The 22,991-nt window shown below is 52.4% G+C and carries 26 protein-coding genes; 19 read left to right on the forward strand and 7 right to left on the reverse strand.

The window, feature by feature from the left end:
- Positions 1 to 88 precede the first annotated feature (88 nt).
- From Mag101_RS05105 to Mag101_RS05135, 7 genes are all read left to right on the forward strand, one after another.
- Positions 89 to 295: a cold-shock protein gene (locus Mag101_RS05105; protein ID WP_077408060.1), complete on the forward strand. Its 207-nt coding sequence runs from the start codon at positions 89 to 91 to the stop codon at positions 293 to 295.
- A gap of 1,032 nt (positions 296 to 1,327) precedes the next feature.
- Positions 1,328 to 1,936, forward strand: coding sequence for a helix-turn-helix transcriptional regulator (locus Mag101_RS05110; RefSeq protein ID WP_077401731.1), 609 nt, complete (start codon positions 1,328 to 1,330; stop codon positions 1,934 to 1,936).
- Between the two features lie 146 nt (positions 1,937 to 2,082).
- Positions 2,083 to 2,730, forward strand: a complete 648-nt coding sequence (locus Mag101_RS05115) for a glutathione S-transferase family protein (RefSeq protein WP_077401734.1) — start codon at positions 2,083 to 2,085, stop codon at positions 2,728 to 2,730.
- Positions 2,731 to 2,817: 87 nt separating this feature from the next.
- Positions 2,818 to 3,261, forward strand: a complete 444-nt coding sequence (locus tag Mag101_RS05120; protein WP_077401737.1) for a GNAT family N-acetyltransferase — start codon at positions 2,818 to 2,820, stop codon at positions 3,259 to 3,261.
- 267 nt (positions 3,262 to 3,528) lie between these two features.
- Positions 3,529 to 3,864, forward strand: coding sequence for a zinc ribbon domain-containing protein YjdM (locus Mag101_RS05125; RefSeq protein WP_077401740.1), 336 nt, complete (start codon positions 3,529 to 3,531; stop codon positions 3,862 to 3,864).
- Complete coding sequence (locus tag Mag101_RS05130) at positions 3,864 to 4,577, forward strand: CPBP family intramembrane glutamic endopeptidase (protein WP_077401744.1); 714 nt, start codon at positions 3,864 to 3,866, stop codon at positions 4,575 to 4,577. Before Mag101_RS05125 ends, Mag101_RS05130 begins: the two co-directional genes overlap by 1 nt.
- Before the next feature lie 65 nt (positions 4,578 to 4,642).
- Entirely contained in the window at positions 4,643 to 5,347 is a 705-nt protein-coding gene (locus Mag101_RS05135) for a L,D-transpeptidase family protein (RefSeq protein WP_077408062.1), read from the forward strand.
- Here the strand turns inward: Mag101_RS05135 and Mag101_RS05140 are convergent.
- Positions 5,318 to 6,103 carry an MBL fold metallo-hydrolase gene (locus Mag101_RS05140; RefSeq protein ID WP_077401747.1) on the reverse strand — a complete coding sequence of 262 codons (786 nt, stop codon included), beginning with the start codon at positions 6,101 to 6,103 and terminating at the stop codon, positions 5,318 to 5,320. The two genes, Mag101_RS05135 and Mag101_RS05140, sit on opposite strands and share 30 nt — an antisense overlap.
- 137 nt (positions 6,104 to 6,240) lie before the next feature.
- Between Mag101_RS05140 and Mag101_RS05145 the strand changes: the two genes are divergently transcribed.
- From Mag101_RS05145 to Mag101_RS05180, 8 genes are all read left to right on the forward strand, one after another.
- Positions 6,241 to 6,939, forward strand: coding sequence for an aspartate/glutamate racemase family protein (locus tag Mag101_RS05145; protein ID WP_077401750.1), 699 nt, complete (start codon positions 6,241 to 6,243; stop codon positions 6,937 to 6,939).
- Positions 6,940 to 6,953: 14 nt separating this feature from the next.
- On the forward strand, positions 6,954 to 7,388 hold the full coding sequence (locus tag Mag101_RS05150) for a PaaI family thioesterase (protein ID WP_077401753.1): 435 nt from the start codon (positions 6,954 to 6,956) through the stop codon (positions 7,386 to 7,388).
- A 93-nt stretch (positions 7,389 to 7,481) separates the two neighbouring features.
- Positions 7,482 to 7,943 (forward strand): nuclear transport factor 2 family protein, encoded by a 462-nt coding sequence (locus tag Mag101_RS05155; protein WP_157520182.1) that lies wholly within the window; start codon positions 7,482 to 7,484, stop codon positions 7,941 to 7,943.
- A gap of 34 nt (positions 7,944 to 7,977) precedes the next feature.
- Entirely contained in the window at positions 7,978 to 8,724 is a 747-nt protein-coding gene (locus tag Mag101_RS05160; RefSeq protein ID WP_232325141.1) for an amidohydrolase family protein, read from the forward strand.
- Between the two features lie 34 nt (positions 8,725 to 8,758).
- Complete coding sequence (locus Mag101_RS05165) at positions 8,759 to 9,118, forward strand: YbaN family protein (protein ID WP_077401759.1); 360 nt, start codon at positions 8,759 to 8,761, stop codon at positions 9,116 to 9,118.
- Between the two features lie 210 nt (positions 9,119 to 9,328).
- On the forward strand, positions 9,329 to 9,742 hold the full coding sequence (locus Mag101_RS05170) for an ester cyclase (RefSeq protein WP_198040096.1): 414 nt from the start codon (positions 9,329 to 9,331) through the stop codon (positions 9,740 to 9,742).
- Between the two features lie 80 nt (positions 9,743 to 9,822).
- Positions 9,823 to 11,025: a chromate efflux transporter gene (chrA, locus tag Mag101_RS05175; protein WP_077401765.1), complete on the forward strand. Its 1,203-nt coding sequence runs from the start codon at positions 9,823 to 9,825 to the stop codon at positions 11,023 to 11,025.
- A 75-nt stretch (positions 11,026 to 11,100) separates the two neighbouring features.
- Positions 11,101 to 11,505: a nuclear transport factor 2 family protein gene (locus tag Mag101_RS05180; RefSeq protein WP_077401768.1), complete on the forward strand. Its 405-nt coding sequence runs from the start codon at positions 11,101 to 11,103 to the stop codon at positions 11,503 to 11,505.
- 27 nt (positions 11,506 to 11,532) lie between these two features.
- On the opposite strand, the gene Mag101_RS05185 is transcribed toward Mag101_RS05180, so the two are convergent.
- A complete protein-coding gene (locus tag Mag101_RS05185; RefSeq protein ID WP_077401772.1) occupies positions 11,533 to 13,401 on the reverse strand; it encodes a DUF885 domain-containing protein in 1,869 nt (622 codons plus the stop codon).
- 205 nt (positions 13,402 to 13,606) lie between these two features.
- Here Mag101_RS05185 and Mag101_RS05190 point away from each other — a divergent pair, with 205 nt between their 5' ends.
- Positions 13,607 to 13,951 (forward strand): 4a-hydroxytetrahydrobiopterin dehydratase, encoded by a 345-nt coding sequence (locus Mag101_RS05190; RefSeq protein ID WP_077401775.1) that lies wholly within the window; start codon positions 13,607 to 13,609, stop codon positions 13,949 to 13,951.
- Between the two features lie 65 nt (positions 13,952 to 14,016).
- Here the strand turns inward: Mag101_RS05190 and Mag101_RS05195 are convergent, their stop codons facing one another.
- A complete protein-coding gene (locus Mag101_RS05195; protein WP_077401778.1) occupies positions 14,017 to 14,781 on the reverse strand; it encodes a TlyA family RNA methyltransferase in 765 nt (254 codons plus the stop codon).
- A 181-nt stretch (positions 14,782 to 14,962) separates the two neighbouring features.
- Between Mag101_RS05195 and nhaA the strand changes: the two genes are divergently transcribed.
- Positions 14,963 to 16,405, forward strand: coding sequence for a Na+/H+ antiporter NhaA (gene nhaA, locus Mag101_RS05200; protein WP_077401781.1), 1,443 nt, complete (start codon positions 14,963 to 14,965; stop codon positions 16,403 to 16,405).
- Between the two features lie 158 nt (positions 16,406 to 16,563).
- Here the strand turns inward: nhaA and Mag101_RS05205 are convergent, their stop codons facing one another.
- Positions 16,564 to 17,007, reverse strand: coding sequence for a hypothetical protein (locus tag Mag101_RS05205; protein WP_077401784.1), 444 nt, complete (start codon positions 17,005 to 17,007; stop codon positions 16,564 to 16,566).
- Positions 17,008 to 17,214: 207 nt separating this feature from the next.
- Here Mag101_RS05205 and Mag101_RS05210 point away from each other — a divergent pair, with 207 nt between their 5' ends.
- Both Mag101_RS05210 and Mag101_RS05215 read left to right on the forward strand, forming a co-directional pair.
- Entirely contained in the window at positions 17,215 to 19,578 is a 2,364-nt protein-coding gene (locus tag Mag101_RS05210) for a M1 family metallopeptidase (protein WP_077401787.1), read from the forward strand.
- A gap of 259 nt (positions 19,579 to 19,837) precedes the next feature.
- A complete protein-coding gene (locus tag Mag101_RS05215) occupies positions 19,838 to 20,326 on the forward strand; it encodes a DUF6702 family protein (protein WP_232325142.1) in 489 nt (162 codons plus the stop codon).
- A 35-nt stretch (positions 20,327 to 20,361) separates the two neighbouring features.
- On the opposite strand, the gene dld is transcribed toward Mag101_RS05215, so the two are convergent.
- The 3 genes from dld to Mag101_RS05230 form a co-directional block, all read right to left on the reverse strand.
- Positions 20,362 to 22,131, reverse strand: a complete 1,770-nt coding sequence (dld, locus tag Mag101_RS05220; RefSeq protein WP_077401793.1) for a D-lactate dehydrogenase — start codon at positions 22,129 to 22,131, stop codon at positions 20,362 to 20,364.
- A gap of 9 nt (positions 22,132 to 22,140) precedes the next feature.
- Complete coding sequence (locus tag Mag101_RS05225) at positions 22,141 to 22,419, reverse strand: PepSY domain-containing protein (RefSeq protein ID WP_077401796.1); 279 nt, start codon at positions 22,417 to 22,419, stop codon at positions 22,141 to 22,143.
- Between the two features lie 63 nt (positions 22,420 to 22,482).
- Positions 22,483 to 22,974: a hypothetical protein gene (locus Mag101_RS05230; RefSeq protein ID WP_077401799.1), complete on the reverse strand. Its 492-nt coding sequence runs from the start codon at positions 22,972 to 22,974 to the stop codon at positions 22,483 to 22,485.
- Positions 22,975 to 22,991: the final 17 nt, after the last annotated feature.

The raw sequence follows: 22,991 nt of genomic DNA on the forward strand, positions 1-22,991 counted from the left end.
AGGTGTATTTTTGAATTCAACGCCTGATTCCATGATGGTGATAGTGGAATCAGGGATTTATGTCTCACCAATGAAATTTGTGAATATTATGAGTACAGGAACCGTAAAGTGGTTTGATTCTGAAAAAGGCTATGGCTTCATCACTCCAGAAGATGGAAGCAAAGACCTTTTTGTCCACCATTCAGAGATTCAGGCCGGTGGTGGTTATGCGAGCCTAGAAGATGGTCAAAAAGTCGAATACGTTGTTGGGCAAGGCCAGAAAGGCCCGTGCGCTACAAAAGTTGTACCTCAGTAGGTCACAGCGTATAGCAAGTGGCTGCAGCTTGACGCCGAAAACTTGGCGTCGTTATGTTCATAGCCTGCAGCCATTTTGAACAAGTTCAACCGCGCTATCTCAGCGCGGCTGAACCAGTCGTTCGGTACATGACAATTCAGTGAAAACTATACAAATTTCTGGACTAGTTTTAGCTGTGTTAGCTGTGTTAGCAGGGGCAATAATTGCTTATTTTCTCTCCCTGGTGGAGCCGGAAATGGGCGCTTCAGCTGCAGCGGGTATAGGGTTCGGGTTATTTTTGATAGTACCAATTCTTTTTCTGTCGGCTGTACTAATTGTCCCATCCTCGTTAGCGTTGCTAAGCCATAGTATTAGAACGCGGTTCAGTTTTCATGGGCGCATTTGGAGTGCGGTCTGGTTAATAAACTGCGCTTTTTCCGTATTATTTGTCGCTGTTTCTGTATTCATTGTATGTGGTTGGCTTGGACTTAAGCTAGACACGTGACAAGGCGTTCCAGCGTGACGTCAAAAAAGATGTGCGCCTCTTGAGGTCGCTTCTCTTTCACCGAAAAGTCTCCCAGCTTTCTTGGCAGTTATAGGGGACTTACTCCCTTCCCTGAACCCTGTGGTTCGTTTCTTAGGGCTACTTGTTGAAGCCGTATGCCTTGAAATCATATTGATTGCTTTGCAGGCACAGCTTGTTTCGTTGGCTGGTATTATCTATAGCCGTTGGGTAGTTCCAGTTTCGAGTGTAGATAATGGAATATTAGAGAAGGTAGATCCATTGTATTTTCGTTCGAATTGATCGCTAATTTGGGCGTATTCGAAAATGGCCACGCATTCGATTCTATTTTTTTGACCACAGTCCACATTGCTGCTGTGGGAACCGTGCTGTCACATTCATAATAAGGCCGGGCCATTAACACCAAGCCTCCGGCCCTCCTTGGGATAGCTTGCCTGTCGTATGACTTTCGTACTAATGTCGTAAGAACGACGTAACTAGTTAAGGCTGATCCGCTGAAAATATCAGTTCAATTTTCAGAGGACAGAGAAATGGAAGTGCAAGTAAATACAAAAAAGATAATCAGCCTACGAAAAGAGCGTGCTTGGAGTCAGCAGCAACTGGCCGAAGTGGCATCGATAAGCCTGCGGACTATACAGCGAATCGAAAAGAGTGCTAATGCATCTCAAGAGTCTGTCAAATCAATTTCTTCTGCATTTTCGCTTACCCCCGCAGACATTCTCGTAAAAGAAACCGAAAAGTCTTCGGTTGTAAAGCGAGCCCAACAATATTTTGGTGGAATGTTGGCAATTGTAGGAGCGTTGCTTCTGTACACATCTTTCTCCACTGCGTCTCCAATTATGCTGAAAGTAGATGCGAGCGCAAATAATGAACAGTTGGCGTCTATTCAGCTTCTGAGTGAGGAAGGTGCTGAAAGTGAGTTGCGTATAGAAAGTAAGCTAAAAATCGACCTAAGTGCGGTGCAAACACCGGAAGGTCAAATCCGGTTGAAGACGAAAGTATATGAGTTTAATGAGTCTAGCGGGTTTGTACTCGTGGCTACCCCCGTTTTACTTACAGAATTTCACGAAGCTGTGGGTATAAAGTTTGTAGCATCCGATGGGGTTTCATTCGAGATTCACGTAACTCCCCAGAATTAGGGGTAATATAGCGCTGTAGGTAGATTTCATACTATGTGTATCTTTCTCTCAGCCGCTATGACCTCATATTGGTGGGGCACGGACAATTAACTCGTCGGCGCTGTGAGTGTAATTATTATTTAATGACCTAAAGGAAGGGTTCGAGTTTGTACCAACTTTACTACTATCCAAATAACGCGAGTTTGGCTCCCCACTTTTTGTTGCATCACATGGGGCTGGATTATGAATTAATATTGGTTGATAAAAGCTCTAACTCGCAAAAATCTTCTGATTACTTAAAGTTAAATCCTGCGGGTCGCATTCCTACCTTGGTAGATGACGGGCACGCAATTTTTGAAAGCCCGGCTATCTGTATACATCTGTGTGAGCAGCATCCAGGCCATCAGCTTATCCCTGAATTGGGTACACCCGAGCGTGCATCGTTTTTTCAGTGGTTGGCATACCTGAATAACACTCTCCAAGCCGAGCTGATGGTGCGTTACTATCCACATAGACACACGAATGATGAAAAGACAATTCCGAATGTAGTCGCGGCGCAGGATGAGCGCATCGCAGATTCTTTAAGAATTATTGACGAGCAGCTTTCTAAAGGTAAATATCTTATTGGTGATAAAATTACTGCTTGTGATTATTTTTTGTTTATGTTGGCTGAGTGGAGTTTGCTAATTGAAAAGTCGCCTTTGACATTTTCTAACTTGGGCGCATATCTAAAGCATCTAGCCGCTAATAAAACAATTAAATCTGTGTGCAAAATGGAAGGGATGGATTTGTCCCTATTCGAGTCATACGAGTAACTATTAATAGCAATTAGAGTAATATTTCTACTTGATTGGATTTCTTTAGATGCTCTAACTATTTTAGATAAGGGGCTAAATCTCATAATGAATGTCCTGAAAGCAGATAAAAGACATCTGGATGAACTATCTAGATTGTTCAATCTATACCGACAGTTCTATGATTACCCGGCAGATTTTGACGCAGCTAAGAGCTTCATGTCTGATCGAATTAAAAATTCAGATTCCACTATCTTTATTGCGGAGAATGATGGTGAGTTGGTTGGGTTTACCCAAATGTATCCATCATTTTGTTCTGTTGATGTGGCAAAAATATTTATTTTGTACGATCTCTATGTGGATGAGTCTGCTAGAGGTTCGGGGGTTGCTGCTTCTTTGATGAATAAAGCAAAGGAATATGCCATAGAGAATGGTGCAAAACGTATCGATTTGCTTACAGCTGTGGATAATCATCCAGGGCAAAAGCTCTATGAAAAGCTGGGTTATCAGCGGGTCTTAGATGATTTTTTAAGCTATTCGCTTAATGTATAGCTGTGGACTCTATTAAAGATATCCCAATATATAGTGACGCTCGCAGTCCAGTGTCCGGCCTCAGAGTGAGGCTCTAAACGGAGGGTGGATAGCGCCAGGTACTATCTATTTAGTGTTAGGCCTGCGCAAGTGATACAAGTTGGTGAGCAAGGTTGGTTGTGGATTCACCGATGGAATACCTCGAGGCTACACTTACCCCGGCTCGTTAATGCGATAATAAGGCGTTACTTTTAGTGAAATTTTCGAAAGTAGGAATGTTAGAGAAAAATGTCACATCCAGCATGCCCAAAATGTAACTCAAGCTATACCTACCAGGACCAAGAGAATCTGGTTTGCCCAGAGTGTGGTTACGAGTGGAACCCATCGGAATCTTCGGAGGAAGATACGATTGTTGTCAGGGATTCGAATGGAAATCTACTTCAGGTTGGCGACAAGATTACGCTGATTAAAGATCTCAAGGTGAAAGGGAGTTCACAGGGGCTAAAGATTGGCTCCAAGACGGTTATACGGAGAATTGTGGATAGTAAGGACCACGAGCTTGATTGTAAGTTTGCCGGGGTGGGGGAGATTATGGTCACTGCGAAGTTCGTAAAGAAAGTGTGATGCTTGGGGTAATCGTAGCGCTTATTTTGTCTTGGGGACTCTTGCGCCGCATATCGGGTGAGCCGGTCACTGTCCTGGGCATTACTCCAACGTGGAAGCGTTGCAACGAACTCCTGCTCGGTATGGGGTTTATGGCTATCATCGCGGTTATCAACTTCACATGGCAGGCGCACTTCAAGCAAATTAACTATGAAATCAATCCAGAATACAGTGTACTGGATTTTTTCCATGGGTCTTTTTGGGTGCTTAGGTCGGTCCTGTTTGAAGAACTCGTGTTTCGCGGGGCTATTCTCTACCTGCTGATCAGGTATATCGGTCTGATCAAGGCGTGCCTGCTCAGTTCTGTTGCTTTTGGCGTCTATCATTGGTTCAGTTACGAGGTCTTTGGCGCTCATCTTGTACTGATGATATATATCTTCCTGGTAACCGGTATGGGCGGTTGGATGTTTGCATTTGCCTATGCGAAAACCCAGTCCCTGTTTGCTCCGGTTGGCTTGCACCTCGGCTGGAATCTCGTCACGGCAATCATATTTTCTTCGGGGCCCCTCGGTAACCAGTGGCTGATCCAACAGGGGGAAGCGGTTCATACGAGTGATTGGATCACGCTGATTTTCTTTTCGTTACAGGCGATTGTCGCTCCTGGCTTGGTGACGTGGTATCTGCTTGTGCGCTATAAGTCGAACGAAGACAGTGCCGTTCCCGTTATGAGATGATTGAAACAGATTGTTTCTCTGTTACGTCCACTTGATATTTTCTTAGGTGAGATCCAGTGAAGAAGATGATATTTGTTATTCTTTTGTTGGCGGTCGCTGCATTTCTATTCTATCAATACGGCAGAACAATCTGGCATCCGGCGACGACCAAGATCACGGGTAAGAAGACGGTAGCAGAGGTTATTGATCTTTACGGTGAGCAATCGAGACAAGAGCTGGAGCCACTGTTCAATGAAAAGGGCATAAGCTACCCACCGTCAAAGCTCGCGCTTATTGCCTTCAAGGATAAAGATATATTGGAAGTCTGGGCGTCAAACGGTGCGAGTTACCAGCTGATTACTTCCTACCCCATTAAAGCGGCTAGTGGCGTACTGGGGCCGAAGTTACGTGAGGGGGATAAGCAGGTACCGGAAGGGATTTATGAAATTATCGGTTTCAACCCGAATAGTGCTTACCACCTTTCCATGAAGTTAAACTATCCCAACGCGTTCGACTTGGTACATGCCAAGAATGAAGGCCGAACTTACCCAGGCACAAATATATTTATCCATGGCCGCGCAGCTTCAATAGGCTGCCTTGCAATGGGGGATCCAGCAATCGAGCAATTGTTTTCCTTGGTTCATGCTACCGGAAAATCGAATACGACAGTGCTTATTTCGCCAACTGACCCATCGCAGAACACGCTAAGCCCACCCGTGGATTCTCCGTCTTGGGTCTCCGATCTGTATAAAGATATCGAGTCAACGTACATGGAAATTACCGGGCAGTAGGTCCACCCCACACTCCAGTCTCTCGAACCAGCCTAGAAACTCGGCGACCATTTTCTTGCCAATAAAGGGTTTTCCGTGCTGCGGCAATATCATTTCCACATCCATTAATCTTATCCGGTTCACCCACTCGCGGCAGGCACGATTGCCCGCCATATAGCGTCGGTGGAACCCTTCCATACGTGGGATATGTGTGGCCATGTCATCTACCGGTAGGTGATCCTGTCCTGGGGTAATGGCTGCACCCACATCGCCGGAAAACAATGCTTTGCTAATCGGGTCGTAGAAGTGGAAGTTACCTACGGAGTGCAGAAAATGTGCGGGCACCGCCTGAAAGCTTGTTTCGCCCAATGCGATGCGACCACCTTCATCGGGCAGTTCGATCATCCGGTGGGCGAGAGAGGCATTCATACGTTCAGACACGAAACCAGATACCAGGTGCGGCAGGAACCGAGCCCACAGCTTGGATGTTACAACGCAGCAGTTGGTATGCATGAGCCAGCGGGGTAGGGATGCAATGATGTCGGGGTCTTGGTGTGAGGCGCATACGTAGCGCAGTGATTTCAAGTTGATGAGCTTGGACAGCTCGAATGACAGCGCGCTGTAGGTGAGATCGCCACCGGGATCAAATAGCGCGGCTTCGCCATGATCAATGATGACCAGTTGATTGCTCGGAATGGCTTCTCCATCCACCAAACCGGTTACGAACAGACAAATATGATCGTCTTTGTCGTAGAGTTTTGTAATCTGTTGGCTCATCACATCGATTCCTTCTATTTATGAGCAGTAAGCGTCATTATTCTGTTGGAAGGGCGCGATCATACGTATCGTACGTGGCGTCTAATTGATGTAGGTCAAGCAAGTCGTGGGCGAGGATCACTAACTACAGGATGAGTATGAAGACCATCGGTATGCTCGGCGGGATGAGTTGGGAATCAACCGCAAGCTATTACAAAGCGCTCAATGAGGGAGTGAAGGAAAGTCTCGGAGGCCTGCACTCAGCAAAAATTGCGCTTTACAGTGTTGATTTCGATGAGATCGAGAAGCTACAGCATCAGGGACGTTGGGATGACACTGCGAAAATTCTTGCGGATGCGGCCAGATCGGTAGAGGCTGCTGGAGCGGAGTTTCTGCTTATTTGCACAAATACTATGCACAAGGTGGCTGGGGAAGTGGAGGCCGCCATATCTATACCTCTGGTGCATATTGCCGATGCCACGGCTGAACAGTTGCTCGCGGACGGTGTGAAGTCGGTAGGGTTGCTTGGGACAAGATTCACCATGGAGCAGGAATTCTACAAGGGTCGCTTGATTGAGCAGTATGGAATCAATGTGATTACTCCAACACCGGACGAGCGCGACATCGTGCATGATGTGATTTACTCAGAGCTTTGCCTTGGCGTCATCAATGACGAATCTCGGGAAAAGTATCTCGATGTGGTTCGTCATCTGGCTGAGCGCGGTGCTGAAGCCGTGATACTGGGGTGTACGGAAATAGCGCTGCTGATTGAACAATCAGATACAAGCGTACCGCTCTACGATACAACCAGGATTCACGCTGCGAAAGCGGTGGATCTGGCGGTCAGTGAACTCTAATAGTGGATTGATAAATGGGTCGCAAAACACATTTCCAAAAGCTCGTCAGCATGTATGTGGCAGCGCCGATAAACACGATCTTCGCGCCTATAATGGAGGTATCAGAAGGCGAGGCGGTCATCGAGATCGAGCTGTCGAAGAAGTATCACCATTCGGGTGGCGGGGTGCATGGGTCTGTATATTTTAAAATGCTCGACGATGCGGCTTTCTTTGCAGCCAACTCTCTGGAAGAGGAGGTGTTTGTGTTGACCACCTCCTTTACCACTTATATAACCCGGCCTGTAGCAACAGGGCGTATGCGGGCGGTAGGCAAGGTTGTGAATAGAAATCGGACCCAGTTTATCGCGGAATCCATTGTATATGATGCAGAAGGCCGGGAGATCGGGCGCGGCAATGGTATTTTCGTACGTGGCAAGCTGCCACTGGCCGAGGCCGATGGGTATGAGTGACAGGTGTTGGACCTGAAGCTGGTCGCTCGTCATTATCTTGAGTGACTGGCTAGTTCTAATTTTCTAATTGACCTAGTGAAGTAAGGGTTCTTAATGTTGATTAAAAAATCGATTGTGGCTTTGGGTATGTTCTTATTTCTGTCTCAGCCAGTGATGGCGGAAATGGACAAAGAATTTGCACCTGTGGAAGAGATTTTCGATGCGTTATCCGCGTTTGATCACGACGGGATGAAAAGTGCGGTAACCCCTAGCTTTGTCCTGCTGGAGCACGGGGAGGTCTGGGATATCCAAAAGCTGATTGAGGCAGTAAAGCCGGCCGAGTACCAGCGCAGAAATTTCATCAGTGTGATCTCTAAAGACGTGAAGGCAGATATGGCGGTGATCAATTATTGGAATAAGGCAGTGTTCAAAAGTGGGGATAAAACCACGGAGCGCGCCTGGCTGGAAAGCGCGGTTGTGGTAAAGACGGAAAATGGTTGGTTGCTGGAACAAATGCATTCAACACGAATCGAATTTGAGAATTTACCAAAGGATCTTGAATTTACTGAAATTTAAGTATTCTTTCCCCTGATCTATGCTCCATCATTCCGTGAATGTCTTTGATAGTCACTTTCATATTATCCCTGAAGGTTATCCGTTGCATAGCAACGCAGGCTTCGTGCCTGACTATTTTTCAGTGAAGGACTATCTCAGGGTGATGAAACCCTATGCGCTGAAGGGCGGGGTGGTGGTTTCAGGCTCTTTTCAGCGGCAAGATCAAGGCTACCTATTGGATTCACTTGCGCGGCTTGGTGAAGGGTATTTCGGGGTTACCCAGTTATTGTCTTCTGTGAGGGATGAGGAAATCCTTGCGTTAAGCGCTTCTAGAGTGCGGGGCGTGCGGTTTAATTTGAAGCGCGGTGGTTCTGAAACGGTGGATAACCTGAGGTACTTTGCATCCAGGATTTATGATCTGGCGAAATGGCATATCGAGATATATGCGGGCCCCCGTGATATCTCCTCTCTATATGACACGCTATTGCAGCTGCCCGCAGTCGCTATTGATCATCTGGGGTTGGACAAGGCCTCTCTACCTTTCATGATTAAGCTGGCTGAGCGTGGCGTGAAGATCAAAGCGACAGGATTCGGCCGGTTAGGTTTCGACCCTCGACTGGTGATTGCACCTATCTATGCGGCGAATCCATCCAGTTTGATGTTTGGTAGCGATCTTCCTGGAACCCGTGCCCCGCGGCCTTTCTGTGAGAATGATATAGCTCTGATATGTGACGCTTTGGGTGAAGCTGCGGCTGGCCAAGTGTTGTATGAAAATGCACACAAGTTTTATGATCGTTCATAACTATAACATTTCGTAAGTTGGTACCGGTTCGAGCATGCGAAAACTTGTTGCGCTGATATTGGCCTATTTTTTCATCGGTCTCGCGGTGATCGGTGTCTTCCTCCCTGGTATTCCGACCGTACCATTTCTGCTGCTTTCTGCTTGGTTTGCTGCGCGCGGTTCTGATCGGCTACACAAATGGTTATACGCGCACCCGACGTTCGGAAGTATCCTGATCAATTGGGAACAACAAAAAGCCATTTCGCGCAGAAGTAAAGTCTTGGCGGTACTGATGCTGATTGGTAGTTGGATCTTTTTGTACCACTTCCTCGAAAGCACCTGGCTACTGTTGGCGATCACGGGAATCTTTCTAGTTGTATCGGCGTTTATTGTGTCTCGTCGTGAGCCATACTGACGTCTGAGACTGCTCCCTGCCTACAGTCTGCCGTTTTTCTCGCTGGGACTTCAGCTGCTATGGTGATTAGACGAATCGTCCTGAGAGGCTCTAAAAATGGCATTACACGCCGAGAGAAGGCTTTGTCTTGTTGGTGTGGCGCCGCTATTGGTCGCCCTGTTAACTCTGTTTACCAGTCCAGTAAGTTTTGCGGAAGACGGAAGTGACGCAATGAATAAGCAACTGTCAAAGAGTGCCGTTGAAATGTGGGCCGCTGATGCGAAAGTGGACACCGCAATCTTTGCGCCGGATTACGTCAATCATCAAGCCCCTCTTGCGACAGGTGGAACCGGGGCCATCGATTTGGCTACCTGGGCTAGCGTGGTGAATACAGTGCATGGCGCATTCTCCGATCTCAAGGTGGAAATCTTGACTCAGATTGCTGAGGGGGATCGAGTGGCTACGCACTGGCGATTTTATGGCACCAACTCAGGTGAATACCTTGGCGTACCAGCGACAGGTAAAGGGGTCAGTTGGACTGGTGTACAGATTGACCGACATGCGGATGGCAAGATCGCGGAAAGTTGGGTGGTATGGGATTTTTTCACATTGCGCAGCCAGCTGGGGCTTGAGGGGCAAGATTGAAAGGGTGTGTTAGGCTTCTGCCTACATTTCCCTTCGGGTGGCGAAGCTGATACCCGAACAACCCATTTGTAATGTGAAAGATGCCGGTAAGTGAAGTCAATCGACATAGTCCCGTAGAGATATTTTTTGTTTTTCTGAAGTTAGGCCTAACCTCTTTCGGGGGGCCAATCGCCCACCTGGGCTATTTTCGGCGCGAGTTCGTCGAAAATCGTGCTTGGATTGGCGAACATCAGTTTGCACAACTCCTATCAATCAGCCAGTTTTTGCCTGGGCCAGCAAGTAGCCAGCTTGGCTTCTGTATCGGACTTATTCGTGGTGGATGGTTGGGGGCATTGTGTGCTTTTCTTGCGTTTACACTGCCCTCGGTAGCTCTGCTAATCGTTTTTGCTGCAGTATCCTCTTTCTTTTCTGGGCCAATCGGAGAGGCTGTTATCCACGGTCTAAAGCTAGTGGCGTGCGCGGTGGTTGCGGATGCGTTGCTCGGCATGTCGAAGAACCTGTGCCCTGATGCAAAACGGCGGTCCATTGCGGTGGCGGCAGCCGCACTACTTCTGGTGTTTTCTTCTTCGACGATGCAATTGGTAGTAATCCTAGTTGGCGGTATCTTGGGTGCCTCAGTGTTGCGCGGTGGGGTAGCTTCTGATTCTGCAGAGCCTCTTCAAGCCCCACTAAGTAGGCGCCTCGGTTTTCTTTTGCTCTTGCTGTTCTTGGTACTGTTGATTGGTTTGCCGCTGTTTGCAAGCGCAGCACCGAGCCTGCTATCGGTTGCCGAGGCGTTTTACCGTGCGGGTGCACTGGTGTTTGGCGGTGGTCACGTGGTATTGCCGCTGCTTGAGGATTCTGTGGTAACGCAGGGGTGGGTGAGCCCAGATCAGTTTTTGGCTGGCTACGGCGCGTCGCAGGCCATTCCGGGGCCAATGTTTGCATTCTCTGCTTACCTGGGGGCGCTGATCCCTACCGGTGCGGGGGCGTTATTGACCGCGGCAGTGGCATTGGTTTTTATGTTTCTGCCCGGGTTTCTGCTGGTGGCTGGTGTGCTGCCGTTCTGGAGCTCTGTATCCCACAGTCCGGTTGCCGCGCGCGTTATCGCGGGCGTGAATGCGGCGGTGGTCGGTCTATTGGCCGCAGCGCTGTATAACCCCATTTTCACCTCGGGTATTGAAGACACCCAAGATCTCGCCATCGCATTGGTAGGCTTCGGTTTGCTGGCGGTTTGGCGACTCTCGCCACTGATCGTCGTGTTGTGGTGTGTGCTCGCCAGTGTCCTGCCGGTTTTGATTTAGTACCCAGTTGCTTCTATATATTGGATTGCGGGCTTGAAGATCTGAGCCTGTAACCATTTTTGTGGAGCTTTTCTTATGCAGCGACAGGCTGGGAATTGTGCGGTCGCCAAGCAGCTATACGATGCGTTTCTCGCCGGCGATATCGACGGGATTTATGCTCTGCTGGATCCGAACATCGAGTGGGAGTTGGTGGGCTCCGACGAGGTACCACATTTTGGCGTTTACCGCGGTCTCGATGAGGTGAAGCGCTTTTTCTCCATCGTCGGTGATATCAACCGAGTCGAGTCGTTTGAGGTGCTTTCTTATACCGAGACGGAGAAGGGCGCTTATGTGGAGTGCAGAGAGCGCGGCCACTTCGTAGGGCACCCGCAGCACTTTGATATACGGTCTTGCCAGATACTTGAAATTGAAAGCGGGCGTATCGTGCGCTTTCGCATTTATCAGGACACTTCGCAGATGGTAGATGCCTGGCGGTCCTGATGCGGCCAGTGTGTAGCCCGCTACTCGTTACAGTTCGTCGAGCGGTTTCTCCTCAAGCTTTGCCAGCATCAGTTCGCGGATGACCGGGACCGGCGCATTGCCGTAGCTCAGGAAGGTCTCATGGAACTGCTTCAAATCGAATGCGTCGCCCATCTTTTCCTTGATTTCATCCCGTAGTTCCATGATGTCCATGTAGCCGGCAAAATAGCTGGTGAGCTGCACCTGTGAGAGCGTGGCGCGGCGCCATTTACCCAGCGCTTCAGTTTTTTGCTGGAACCCCTGTTTCATCATCATATCCAGGGCTTCTTGCTCCGTCATGCCCTTCACCTGAATGGAATAGTCCAAAAGCGTGTTGATGACGGTGCGCAGGTTCCATTTGTAATACATCATCCAGAGTTCCGGCTCGAAGTTGCCGTAACCGGCTTCCAGCATCATGCGCTCGGTGTAAACCGCCCAGCCCTCAATCATCGCGCCGTTGCCGAGAATATTCTTGATGAGGCTTGGGGACTGGTTGGCGTATACCAGCTGCGTGTAGTGCCCGGGAATGGCCTCGTGAATATTCAAGATCTGCATCAGGTAGGTGTTGTACTCACGCAGAAAGCTTTCGGCGCGGTCGTCCGCCAGTTCCGCAACCGGCATCACGTTGTAGTAGGTATTGGCGTCTTTGTCGTAGGGGCCTGGTGCATTGATGGAGGCAATGGCGAAACCGCGCATATAGGGCGGGGTGGTGCGAACGACCAGCGGCTTTTCTTCGTCCAGCGACAACAGGTCTTTTTCTTTGACGAAGGCGACAAGCTCAGGAATCTGTTTTTCAACCTCGGCCTTGAAGGTTTCCTTGGTGGCGTGATTCAGTGAAAGCTTTTCCAGCACCTTGTGGATTTTTTCCAGAATATCGGTCGGGCGTTTTTCATCGGGAAAATACTTGGGCCACAGTTTGTCTGCCAGCTCGTCCATTTTCAGGTGGAGGCGATCTTTCTCGCGCAGCGCACGTTCGTACAGCGACTTGCCGCTCATGCTGATCTGAATGTCGTAGCCAAATTTTTGTTCGTACTGTTCTTCGCCAATACGAAAATCTCGGAAGCTTTCGACGTTCGCCATTTTTGAGTGCATTGTTTGCAGGAAAACGACGTATTCATCGATTGCCTTGCGTGCAGCTTTCAAACGGCTGAGAAACTGCTCCTGTTCGCGCGGGGACAGTCCACTGTCTTCGATCTGACTTTCCAGGGATTCACCGAATACGGATTTGGCGCCCTCATTTTGCTGGATGGCCAGTATCAACTGGGGTGCAGCGGGGTTTTTCAGGGTTTTTTCCGCAGCGGCGTAATAGGCGGGTACCTTGGTGAGGCGTTCGCTAAAGGTGCGTAGACGCTCGTCCAGCGGTGCGTAATCGGTATTCAGGATCAGCGCGAAACCGTGCGAAACATTGTAATCGGCGGGGTTCCACTCGTGCGGTTTGAATTCGGTGAGTTTCCAGATGGTTTGGTTGAGAAAATTGATGATCAGCGCAAGGTCGGTGCGCGCACCGGCGCTCAGGGTTTGCGGGTCAAATCCGGAAAATTGGTTCAGGTAGTCTCGCGCAAAGCTCAGTACCGCCCGGCGGTAGTGATTGTCCGGTACCTGGAGTTCACTGGCGACTTTGTAGTAGCCGTTGCTGATTGCCCATGTGGGGAATAGCTGCCACATGCGCTCAATCATTTGTGCACTTAGGCGCTCAAATGTTTCTTCGTTGACGGTAGCGCGTCGGCTGGGTTTTTCTTCTTCGGCAGCGGATTCGGTTGCGCTCTGGTCGACGAGCGTCTGTGGTGTGTTGGCGTCAGTTTTCTCGCTTGGCGTATCTTTCGGTCCGCAGGCGCAGAGTATGCTGGCGAAAAGAAGTATCGCAGTCACTTGTTTCATAGAGATGCTCGAACTTTTGACCGAATCTGTTGAAAAACTAGCACAGTCGTCTTGTTAGCAGGATTTTATCCGTACACTATTTCGTGTGACCGAGCTTACCTTGTTTCCGCTTCGTGTGGCGACTACAGTGTCAAATTCTGGATTTGTGGTCGAGCGCCACGATTCTACCCTCACTAATAATGAACTGTGCATAGAGGAGTCAGATATGACTGAGCTGGCAGCTCAAGCCTGCGAGGCCTGTCGTGCAGACGCACCACTGGTATCCGATGGAGAACTCGCGACGCTAATCCGCGAAATTCCGGACTGGACCCCAATGACCCGCGACGGCGTTATGCAATTGGAGCGTGTGTTTAAGTTCCGTAACTTCAAGCAGGCGTTAGCGTTTACTAATCGCGTCGGCGCGATTGCCGAAGAGGTGGGGCACCACCCAGCACTGCTGACCGAGTGGGGCAAGGTGACCGTTACCTGGTGGAGCCACGAGGCGGGCGGTTTGCACAAGAATGATTTTATTATGGCGGCGCGGACCGACCAGCAGCTGGACGCAGAGTAAGAATCTCTGCGGTTCCGGTATCCAGGTTAGTGCTCAGTTGTGAGTTCTAGCCTGGAGTTGTGTGCCTAATCGCGCTTTGTGGCCCACAGTAGAAATTCGCGGTTACCGTCTCCGCCCTTGATCGGGCTTTCAATGTAATCCCGCACGGTAAGATCCAGCGCTTCACACAGCGCGCAGATTTTTTCTTGCACGCCTTGATAGAGGCTCGGGTCCTTTACCAGTCCACCTTTACCGATTCCTTCCGGACCTACCTCAAACTGGGGTTTTACCAGGCTCAGCAGGTGCCCCTGTGGCTTCAGCAGGGCGGGAAGCTGGGGCAGGATGAGTGTTTGGGAAATAAACGAAACATCCATCACCACCGCGTTGAAGCCCCCGTCTCCCCAGGGAGAAATTTGTTCGGTGGTGAGATCGCGTGCGTTGATACCTTCGAACAGGTGCATGCGCGGGTTTTCCAGTAATGCCGGCGCCAGCTGGTCGCGTCCCACATCCACTCCCACCACCAGTTCTGCGCCCCGCTGCAGCAAGCAGTCACTAAAGCCGCCGGTGGAGCAGCCTACATCCAGGGCGTGCCAGCCCGCGGGGTTCAGGCCGGTGTGGTCGAGAATGCCCGCCAGCTTGATACCGGCGCGGGAGACATACTGGTCTTCCGGCAGCGCTTCCACGCGCAGCTGGGTGTCCTCACTCAGGTTCTGGCTGGCCTTGGTGGCGGTGCGCCACTGGCTTCCGGCTGCATCCGATACCTGTACCTGCCCGGCGTCAATCAGTTTGCGGGCATGGGTGCGGGAGCTGGCGAGTTGTTGCTGTACCAGCAGTAGGTCGAGGCGGGTCATGAAAGGCACTATAGTTCAGAAACAATGGAAGATTAAATCGCTGCCATGCTAACCTCAGTTTCCCGGATGCGGAAGACGCGGACAGCAGGTAACCGCCCGGTAGATCGTAAAGTAAGCAGACAACCATGTAACTTGGCAACGCGGTTACATAGCGGATCTGAATGATAGGAGTTGGTGTTAGATGGCAAATAAGGTTCTGAGTAAATTCAGAGTGCGTAAAGGCAAGGTGTTCGAGGCGCCATTGGAGAATGCCCTGGGACGCCTGATGACGCCGTTCGATGAATTTATTCACCGCCAGAGTAGCAGTGGTGTACTGCTGATGATTTGCGCAGTGATTGCCCTGGTGATCGCCAACTCTGCATGGCAGGCGGGCTATGCGCATCTCCTTCACCTACCAGTCAGTTACAACTTCGGTGACTGGTCGCTGTCGATGAGTTTCCACCACTGGATCAATGATGGCCTGATGGCGATCTTCTTCTTGCTGGTGGGCCTCGAACTCAAGCGTGAGTTCCTGGTCGGCGAACTCTCCGAAAGGAAACATGCAGTACTGCCCGTGATGGCCGCCATTGGCGGCATGGTGGTACCGGCCCTGATCTTCTCCATGTTCAATGTGGGGACGCCCACCGAGCGCGGTTGGGGTATTCCCATGGCCACCGATATCGCCTTTGCGGTGGGCTGTATTGCCATTCTGGGGAACCGGGTGCCGCGCGCGGTAGTGACCTTCCTGGTGGCATTGGCGATTGTGGATGACCTGGGAGCCATCCTGGTGATTGCCATCTGGTACACCGAAAGCGTCAATATGATCGCGCTGATGGGTGCCTTCCTGCTGACAGCGATCTTGTGGCTGCTGAATTTGGCCGGGGTACGGCACTCCGCCGCCTATATATTTGTGGGTATCCTGCTGTGGTACGACCTTCACATCACCGGTGTGCACGCCACGCTAGCGGGGGTGATTACCGCGATGGCCATCCCGGCGCGCCCGAAGTACGACCCGGTGGCGTTCAGTTCCTTTGTTAAAGACATCATTCGCAGCTTCGACCGCAGCTTCCGCCCCGGCGACAAGATTATTGCCAACGACGCACTGCGCGCACGGGTGTCTGCGCTGGATAACGGCGTACACCTGGTGCAATCCCCGTTGCAGCGCATGGAAACGCGCCTGCACATTCCGGTGGCCTTCATCGTGGTACCGATTTTTGCCCTGGCCAATGCGGGCATTCCAGTGGACAGCTTTACCAGTGCTGAGGCGGTACTGAACCCGCTGACCATTGGTGTGATTTGTGGTCTGGTGTTCGGCAAGCTGATCGGCATCGTCGGTGCCACCTGGATCGGCTGGAAACTGGGCTGGGGTGAACTGCCCAAGCATTCCACCTTCCACCACATCATCGGCGTCGCCCTGCTGGGTGGTATCGGTTTCACCATGTCGATCTTTATTTCAGAGCTGGCCTTTGCCGGTCAGAATGAAATGCTGATTCAGGCCAAGGCGGGTGTGTTGCTCGCGTCGCTGATCGCGGGTATTTCGGGTTTCTTGATCCTGCGCCGCGCGCCGATCGAGGAGTCCACCCAGAGCGAAGAAGTCGATGTTGTTGCTACCGCTGAGATGAGCACCGGTAGAAAGTTGCCCTGATCGGTAACTTCTCTCGATAGTTCTTCAGATTCCTTTCTCAAACGACCCCAGCACCATAAAGCGTGGTGCTGGGGCTTCGTTACTCTCTTCCCAGCTCTCTTCCAAACTCCCTTGCCAACTCTCTTCCCAAGTAAACACGGTAGACGCAGTCGCGCGTATCAGAATACCTCGTGGCGCTGGTAGCGGTTGCAGCGATTGCCGCAGTACGGCTTGTCCGAGCGGATGGCACCACTGCTCGGGTGGACCAGAAGCTGGCGCTTCTTGTTGCCGTGGTAGGCGATTACATTCCAGTAGCCGTTGCGAAAGTACATGGCGTCAAAGGAGTGAAAGCCCAGTTGCTGCAAGCGTGCGCGGACCGCGCCTGCGCTCAGGTCAATCTCCGATGGTGTGTGCCCGTCGAGATCCGGCCCGTACAGCTGCGGGGGAATCTGGGGGTTGGTTTTTGGGCCGGAGAACTGGAAGTCCTGGGCGGAAAAGGGACCCGGTTGTTGTGCGGCGGCCCCGGCGCTTAGCGACAGGGCGGCGGCGAGCAGCGTCGCGCCGAGAAAATGACGCTTTCTGCGGGACTGTCCTTGTTGGAGTGGTTCAGTGGCAAACAGCATGGCGCTCCCCAAATTGCCTTTATCCGGTCATTGATAGGCTGGGGAGGCGTCAATCCCAAGTGCTGTGGGCTTCCGGCTGTTGGCTGATGCACTTTGCGGTGAGTTGAAGGGTTGCTGAGACGGTATTTCGGCGCCGGAATCGCCAGTCACATTAGTGCTGCTAGAATGGCGCGCTATTTATCCAATCTGTGAAAAATGGCGCCAATCATGACCATTAAGACTTTATACCGTCGCCTGGGCGCGGTACTGCTCGGATTTGCCGGGGCCTCCGCGGCCATTGCCGCCGACCCGCTGAACGTCACCGGTGACAAGTTCCGCCAGCTGGAAGAGCTGCTTCCCACCCCGAACACCTATCGCGCCGCCTCTGGTGCGCCGGGGCACGAATACTGGCAGCAGCAGGCCGATTACGATATCAAGGTCTCCCTGGATGATGACAAGCAACGCATCACGGCGTCTGAAACCATCACCTACACCAACAACTCGCCGGACACCCTGCGCTACCTGTGGGTGCAGCTGGACCAGAACCGTTTCAAGCCGAATTCTTCCGGTAACCTGGCGGCGCCGGTAGACGTTGAGTCCATTGCCCCGGATACCATTCCGTTCCGCAGCTTCCGTCGCGAAGTGGTGTCCAGAGATTTCCAAGGTGGTTATGACATCACCAAGGTGGCCGATGCCCGCGGCCGCGATCTGCGCCACACCATCGTCGACACAAATATGCGTATCGACCTGCCGCAGCCGCTGAAGTCTGGCGACGGCGTGACCTTCCAGATCGGCTGGGAATACAACATCATCGAGCAGAAGGCGCTGGGTGGCCGTTCCGGTTACGAATACTTCGAGCGCGATGGCAACTACCTGTATGAGATCGCGCAGTGGTTCCCGCGCATGGCGGCCTACAACGACGTGAGCGGCTGGCAGAACAAGCAGTTCCTGGGCCGTGGTGAATTTGCCCTGGAATTCGGCGATTACCGCGTGGCTATCGAAGTACCGGCGGACCACATTGTTGCCTCCACCGGTGTGCTGCAGAACCCGCAAGACGTACTGACCCGCGAGCAGCGCGCGCGCCTGAAGAAGGCCGAGACGGCGAAGAAGCCGGTCATGATCGTGACCAAGGAAGAAGCTCTGGAAAACGAGAAAGATCGCGCAACTGCCCGCAAGACCTGGGTGTTCGAAGCGGAAAACGTGCGTGACTTTGCCTGGGCTTCCTCGCGTAAGTTCCTGTGGGATGCGCAGGGCTACAAGAAGGGCGGCACCGACACCATGGCGATGTCTTACTACCCGGAAGAGGGTACGCCGCTGTGGGACAAGTACTCCACTGAAGCCATCATCCACACAATGGAAGTGTTTAACCGCTACAGCTTCGATTACCCGTACCCGACCTCTATTTCGGTAAATGGCCCGGTAGGTGGTATGGAATACCCGATGATCACCTTCAACGGCCCGCGCCCGGAGATCGATGAAGAGGATCGCTCCAAGCGCACCTATTCCCGTCGCACCAAGTACGGATTGATCTCGGTGATCATCCACGAGGTAGGTCACAACTACTACCCGATGATCGTGAACTCCGATGAGCGTCAGTGGACCTGGATGGATGAAGGCCTAAACACCTACGTTCAGTTCCTGGCGGAGCAGGAGTGGGAAGAGAAGTACCCGTCTCGCCGTGGCGACGCGCGCAAGATCATTGATTACATGAAGAGCGAGAACCAGGTGCCGATCATGACCAACTCAGAATCTATTCTGCAGTTTGGTAACAATGCATACGGCAAGCCAGCTACCGCGCTGAATATCCTGCGTGAAACCGTGATGGGCCGCGAGCTGTTCGACTTCGCGTTCCGCGAGTACTCCCAGCGTTGGAAGTTCAAGCGTCCGATGCCGGCGGATTTCTTCCGCACCATGGAAGACGCATCCGGTATGGATTTGGATTGGTTCTGGCGCGGTTGGTTTTACACCACTGACAATGTGGATATCAGCATTGATGCAGTGAAGCATTACACCGTGGGTACCAAAAACCCGGATGTAGAAGGCCCGTGGAAGCGTGAGCGTTTCGAGGAAGAGCCGGAGTCTGTGACCAAGCAGAAGAACCGTGCGAACAAGATGACGCGCATTGTGGACGGCAAGCCGGAGCTGGCGGACTTCTACAATGAGCACGATGAGTTTGATGTGTCCAATGCGGACCGCAATCGTTACCGCGGTATGCTGGATGGGCTGGAAGACTGGGAACGCGATCTGCTGAAAGTAGAGAGCAATGTGTACGTACTGAACTTCAGCAATATCGGTGGTCTGGTGATGCCGATCATCCTGAAGCTGGACTACACCGATGGTTCTTCCGAGGAGCTGCGCATCCCGGCGGAAATCTGGACCCGCAATGCGGCCAAGACTTCCAAGATGCTGGTGCGAGGTAAGGACAAGCTGCTGAAGTCGGTTGTGGTCGATCCGCACTGGGAGACTGCCGACGTAGACGTGGAGAACAACCACTACCCGCGCCGAATCATCAAGTCGCGTCTAGAGCTGTTCAAAGACGAGAAAGCGCGCAACTTGATGAAAGACTGGCAGGAAGAGTTGAAAGAGGACTAATTCATTCCTGAAGTCTCTGCTTAGCTGACCCGGTGGCGGTGCTGCCGCCGGGTGCAGTCTTGCGAGACACGCATGAACCCATCCCTGGGGCTCTGCACCGCCATCCATGGCGGTGAAGGTCTCGCAAGACTGCCCCCAGCGTCAGCACCTTCTCTCAAACCGCAAAACTTCGTCAGTGCACATCGTCGTTTCGTTATGCGTTGCATAAAATTTCTAAATGCACATTTTGAATTAGTTAGGTTCATATATGCAGATTCAAATGCTTCGAGTTTGGCAGCTTGCCTTTGTCTCTTTCGCTCTTGTCTTGAGTGCGGCTCAAGCCCACGCCCATCGCTACCACTTCGGCCTCACCGAAATGTCCGTGAATGAGCGTAGCCAGTCCCTGGAAATCACTCATCGTTTCTTTATCGCGGATATGGAGCGCGCGCTGCAGTTGAGTGCGAGTAAGGAAATGAAGGATGCCAAGGCGCAGATGGAGGCGTATGTGAATGATCGCTTTCAGTTGCGCACTGCCGATGGTGCAGTGATCAAGCCCAAGTGGGTGGGAATGGAAGCGGATGTGCACGATGTGTGGGTGTATCAGGAGCTGCCGCTGGCGGAGGTGCAGGGCAAGGAACTGCAGGTGCGTCAGTCGATGTTGATGGAGATGGAGCGGGATCAGGTAAACACCGTGAACGTTACCCGGGATGGCAATACTGAAACCTTTACCCTAAAGCCCGGTTCCAGTGCGGTAACGGTTCAGTTCTGAGGTTTACGTCTGGGGTTTTTGCCTGAGATGTGTGCCTAGCCGCAGCTACAGCAGCGGCGTGTTTTTGCGGTCTTGCCGATACCGGGGTTGAAGGTGTTGGTGGGGTCGAGTTGTTCGAAGAATTCGCGCTGTGCGTCGGGCGCTTGATATAGGTGGCCGACATTGTGCTCTGCGGGGTAGCGCGCTCCCCGCTGGTCGAGCAGTGTTAGCATGGCTTTCTTGACCGCCTCATGGTCGGCGTCTTTTTTCAGGACGTAATCCTGATGGAAGACGTTACACAAGAAGTGGCCGTAGTAGAGGCGCTGCTCTAGCTGATCGGCGATTTCTGCCGGTAGCTTTTCCTCCCAATCCATATCGTTGCGCCGCAGTGCAATATCCAATGGCAGTAACTCCCCCACGCGTTTGTAATGTACGGCCTGGTAACGCATGGCGGCACCGGCGGATACAAAACGGTGCAGCATGGCTTTGCTGGCTTCCTCGGTTGTGCAGATAAAAAAGTCACCCGTGTTTTCTTCGTTTTCGAAAAAGGCCTGCAGCCATTCGCGGGTGCTTTCGATGCCGTCATCCGCCACCTTGACGATCAGGTGGTGTGGATACTTTCCCCGATAGTCCAGCATGCGCTTGGGCAGATGTTGCGGGAGTAGCTTGCTGATTTTTTGTAGCAGGCGTTCGCTCAGAAAGCGCGGTAGGAAGCTGCGTTTTTCTAGCCAGGCATCAACGCGACCTTTGAGGGCAAAGAAGCGCGGCATATTGCTCGTGCCGAGTGTGTTGATCAGGTAGAAGCTGTCTCTTCCGTATTCCGCAGCGAGGTCAAACATGTCGCGGTGCAGGTATTCACCGAGTAGGGGGATAGTAGGTAACTCGCTCAGTAGCCCTCTGCGCAGGCGCGCAAAAACGGTGGGATCGTCGCTGCCGATATAAAACGTTTGTGTGCGCTTGGGGGTGGGGTAGGTGTCGAGGCGTACCGCGAAGACTGCGACTTTGCCGGCGCAGCCGCTGGTTTCAAACAGGCGGCGCGGGTCTGCGTTGAATCTCGCCGGGGTATCGGCGTCTACATCGCGCACCCGTTCCACATACTCCCGGTCCGAGGCCATGCGCGGACGGGTGTTGCTGTTCGAGTAAGCCAGTTGCCCAACTTCTGCAAAGTTGCCGTGCTCGAGGTTAGTGAGTATTTCCTCGGGGTTCTCACCCAGTTCGATGCCCAGGTGATTAATCAGTTGCAGTTCGCCGCGGGCGTCGACCTGTGCGTAGAGCGCCAGCTCGGTGTAAGCGGGGCCACGTTGGCAGAGTGCGCCGCCGGAATTGTTGGCGATACCGCCAATAACGGAGGCGCCCAAACAGGAAGAGCCGATCTCGGAATGTGGCGAGCGCCGCAGTGGCGCCAGCTGTTTTTCCAAGCTGTTGAGTGTTGCCCCGGGCAGCGCGACAACTTGTTCTCCGCGGTGATTTCCCTCGCCCAGCAGATGGATGGTGTCCATGCGCAGGGTATTGATAACGACAACCGGGCGATCGTAGTCAGTGCCGCTGGGGGTAGAGCCCTCTGTCAGGCCGGTATTGGCCGCCTGCAAGATAATGATGACACCCGCATGCACGCAGGCCTCCAGGGTGCGCCAGAGTTGCAGGAGCGAGTCCGGGAACACCACCGCAAGTGCCACGCCCTCACCAGAGCGATAACCTGTACGGTAGTATTCGTTGCGCTCGGCGTCGGTAATCACGCGCTCGCAGCCCAGCAACTGTTCCAGTTGTTGGAGTAGTTGCCGGGTATCTACCTGGGCTTTGTTGGGGGCGGTGGCGTTTTCTGGCATTGGCACGGGTCAGTTGTTGTCTTCTTTTATCTCCAGTATTTCCCCGCTGTTGGGGTCCACCTCCAGGTCCCACTTCTTGCCTTCTTTGTAGGCTTCAACTTCCCAGCGGCCCTTGTCCAGCGATACTTCCACCACAGGGGTATAGCCCTGTTGCTCGAGCTTGGTAAGCACCATGGATAGCGCCATGGCACCGGGTGGTGGCTTTTTGTCTGTGGCGTCCTGTGCGGCAGCCACCGCGGCAATCCCGCCGAGGGTGACGGCGAGCAGTGAGCTCTTCACATTTTTCATGTCGTACTCCCTAAACCGACTCTATGCGAGCCGGTTTCTCGAAGTGATGGCCTTGTCCGGGAATCAGTCGTTGTTACTGAGGCGCTGCTGCATCATAAAACACCACTCATCACTGCCGCCGTCGGGGCCATGGGCGCCGTCCATCTTGTCGCCGCCGGTAAGCTTCTCCATCGCGGTAAACCATTCTTTGGAGCCGACTTCAGGCAGGCCGGTGGGGTAGTGTTCGGCAATGGCCAGGCCCTGGGTTTTCATCACCTCTCCGTTGACCCATTCAAACCATTTTGCGTTGCAGATTAACTGCCCCTCACTGTTTGGGCTTTCGGGAGAGTCGGTGCTGCTGGCATCGCCAGTGCCGGCTGTCGATGACGCAGCGTCGCCGGTGGTTGTTTGGGTATTGGGGTCAGGTTGGGTAACCGTGACTTCCTCCACCACCTCGGCCTCGGTGGTCGGCGCGGTATCCGGGTCGTTGGTATCAGACTTGCGGCTGCAGCCGTGCAGGGCGACAGATGCCGCAAGGGTTGTGGCGAGCGCAGTGAGCAAGAGTTTACGGGTCATGGGGTCTCCTAAACTGT

The sequence above is a fragment of the Microbulbifer agarilyticus genome (assembly GCF_001999945.1).
Classification (GTDB): Bacteria; Pseudomonadota; Gammaproteobacteria; order Pseudomonadales; family Cellvibrionaceae; genus Microbulbifer; species Microbulbifer agarilyticus_A.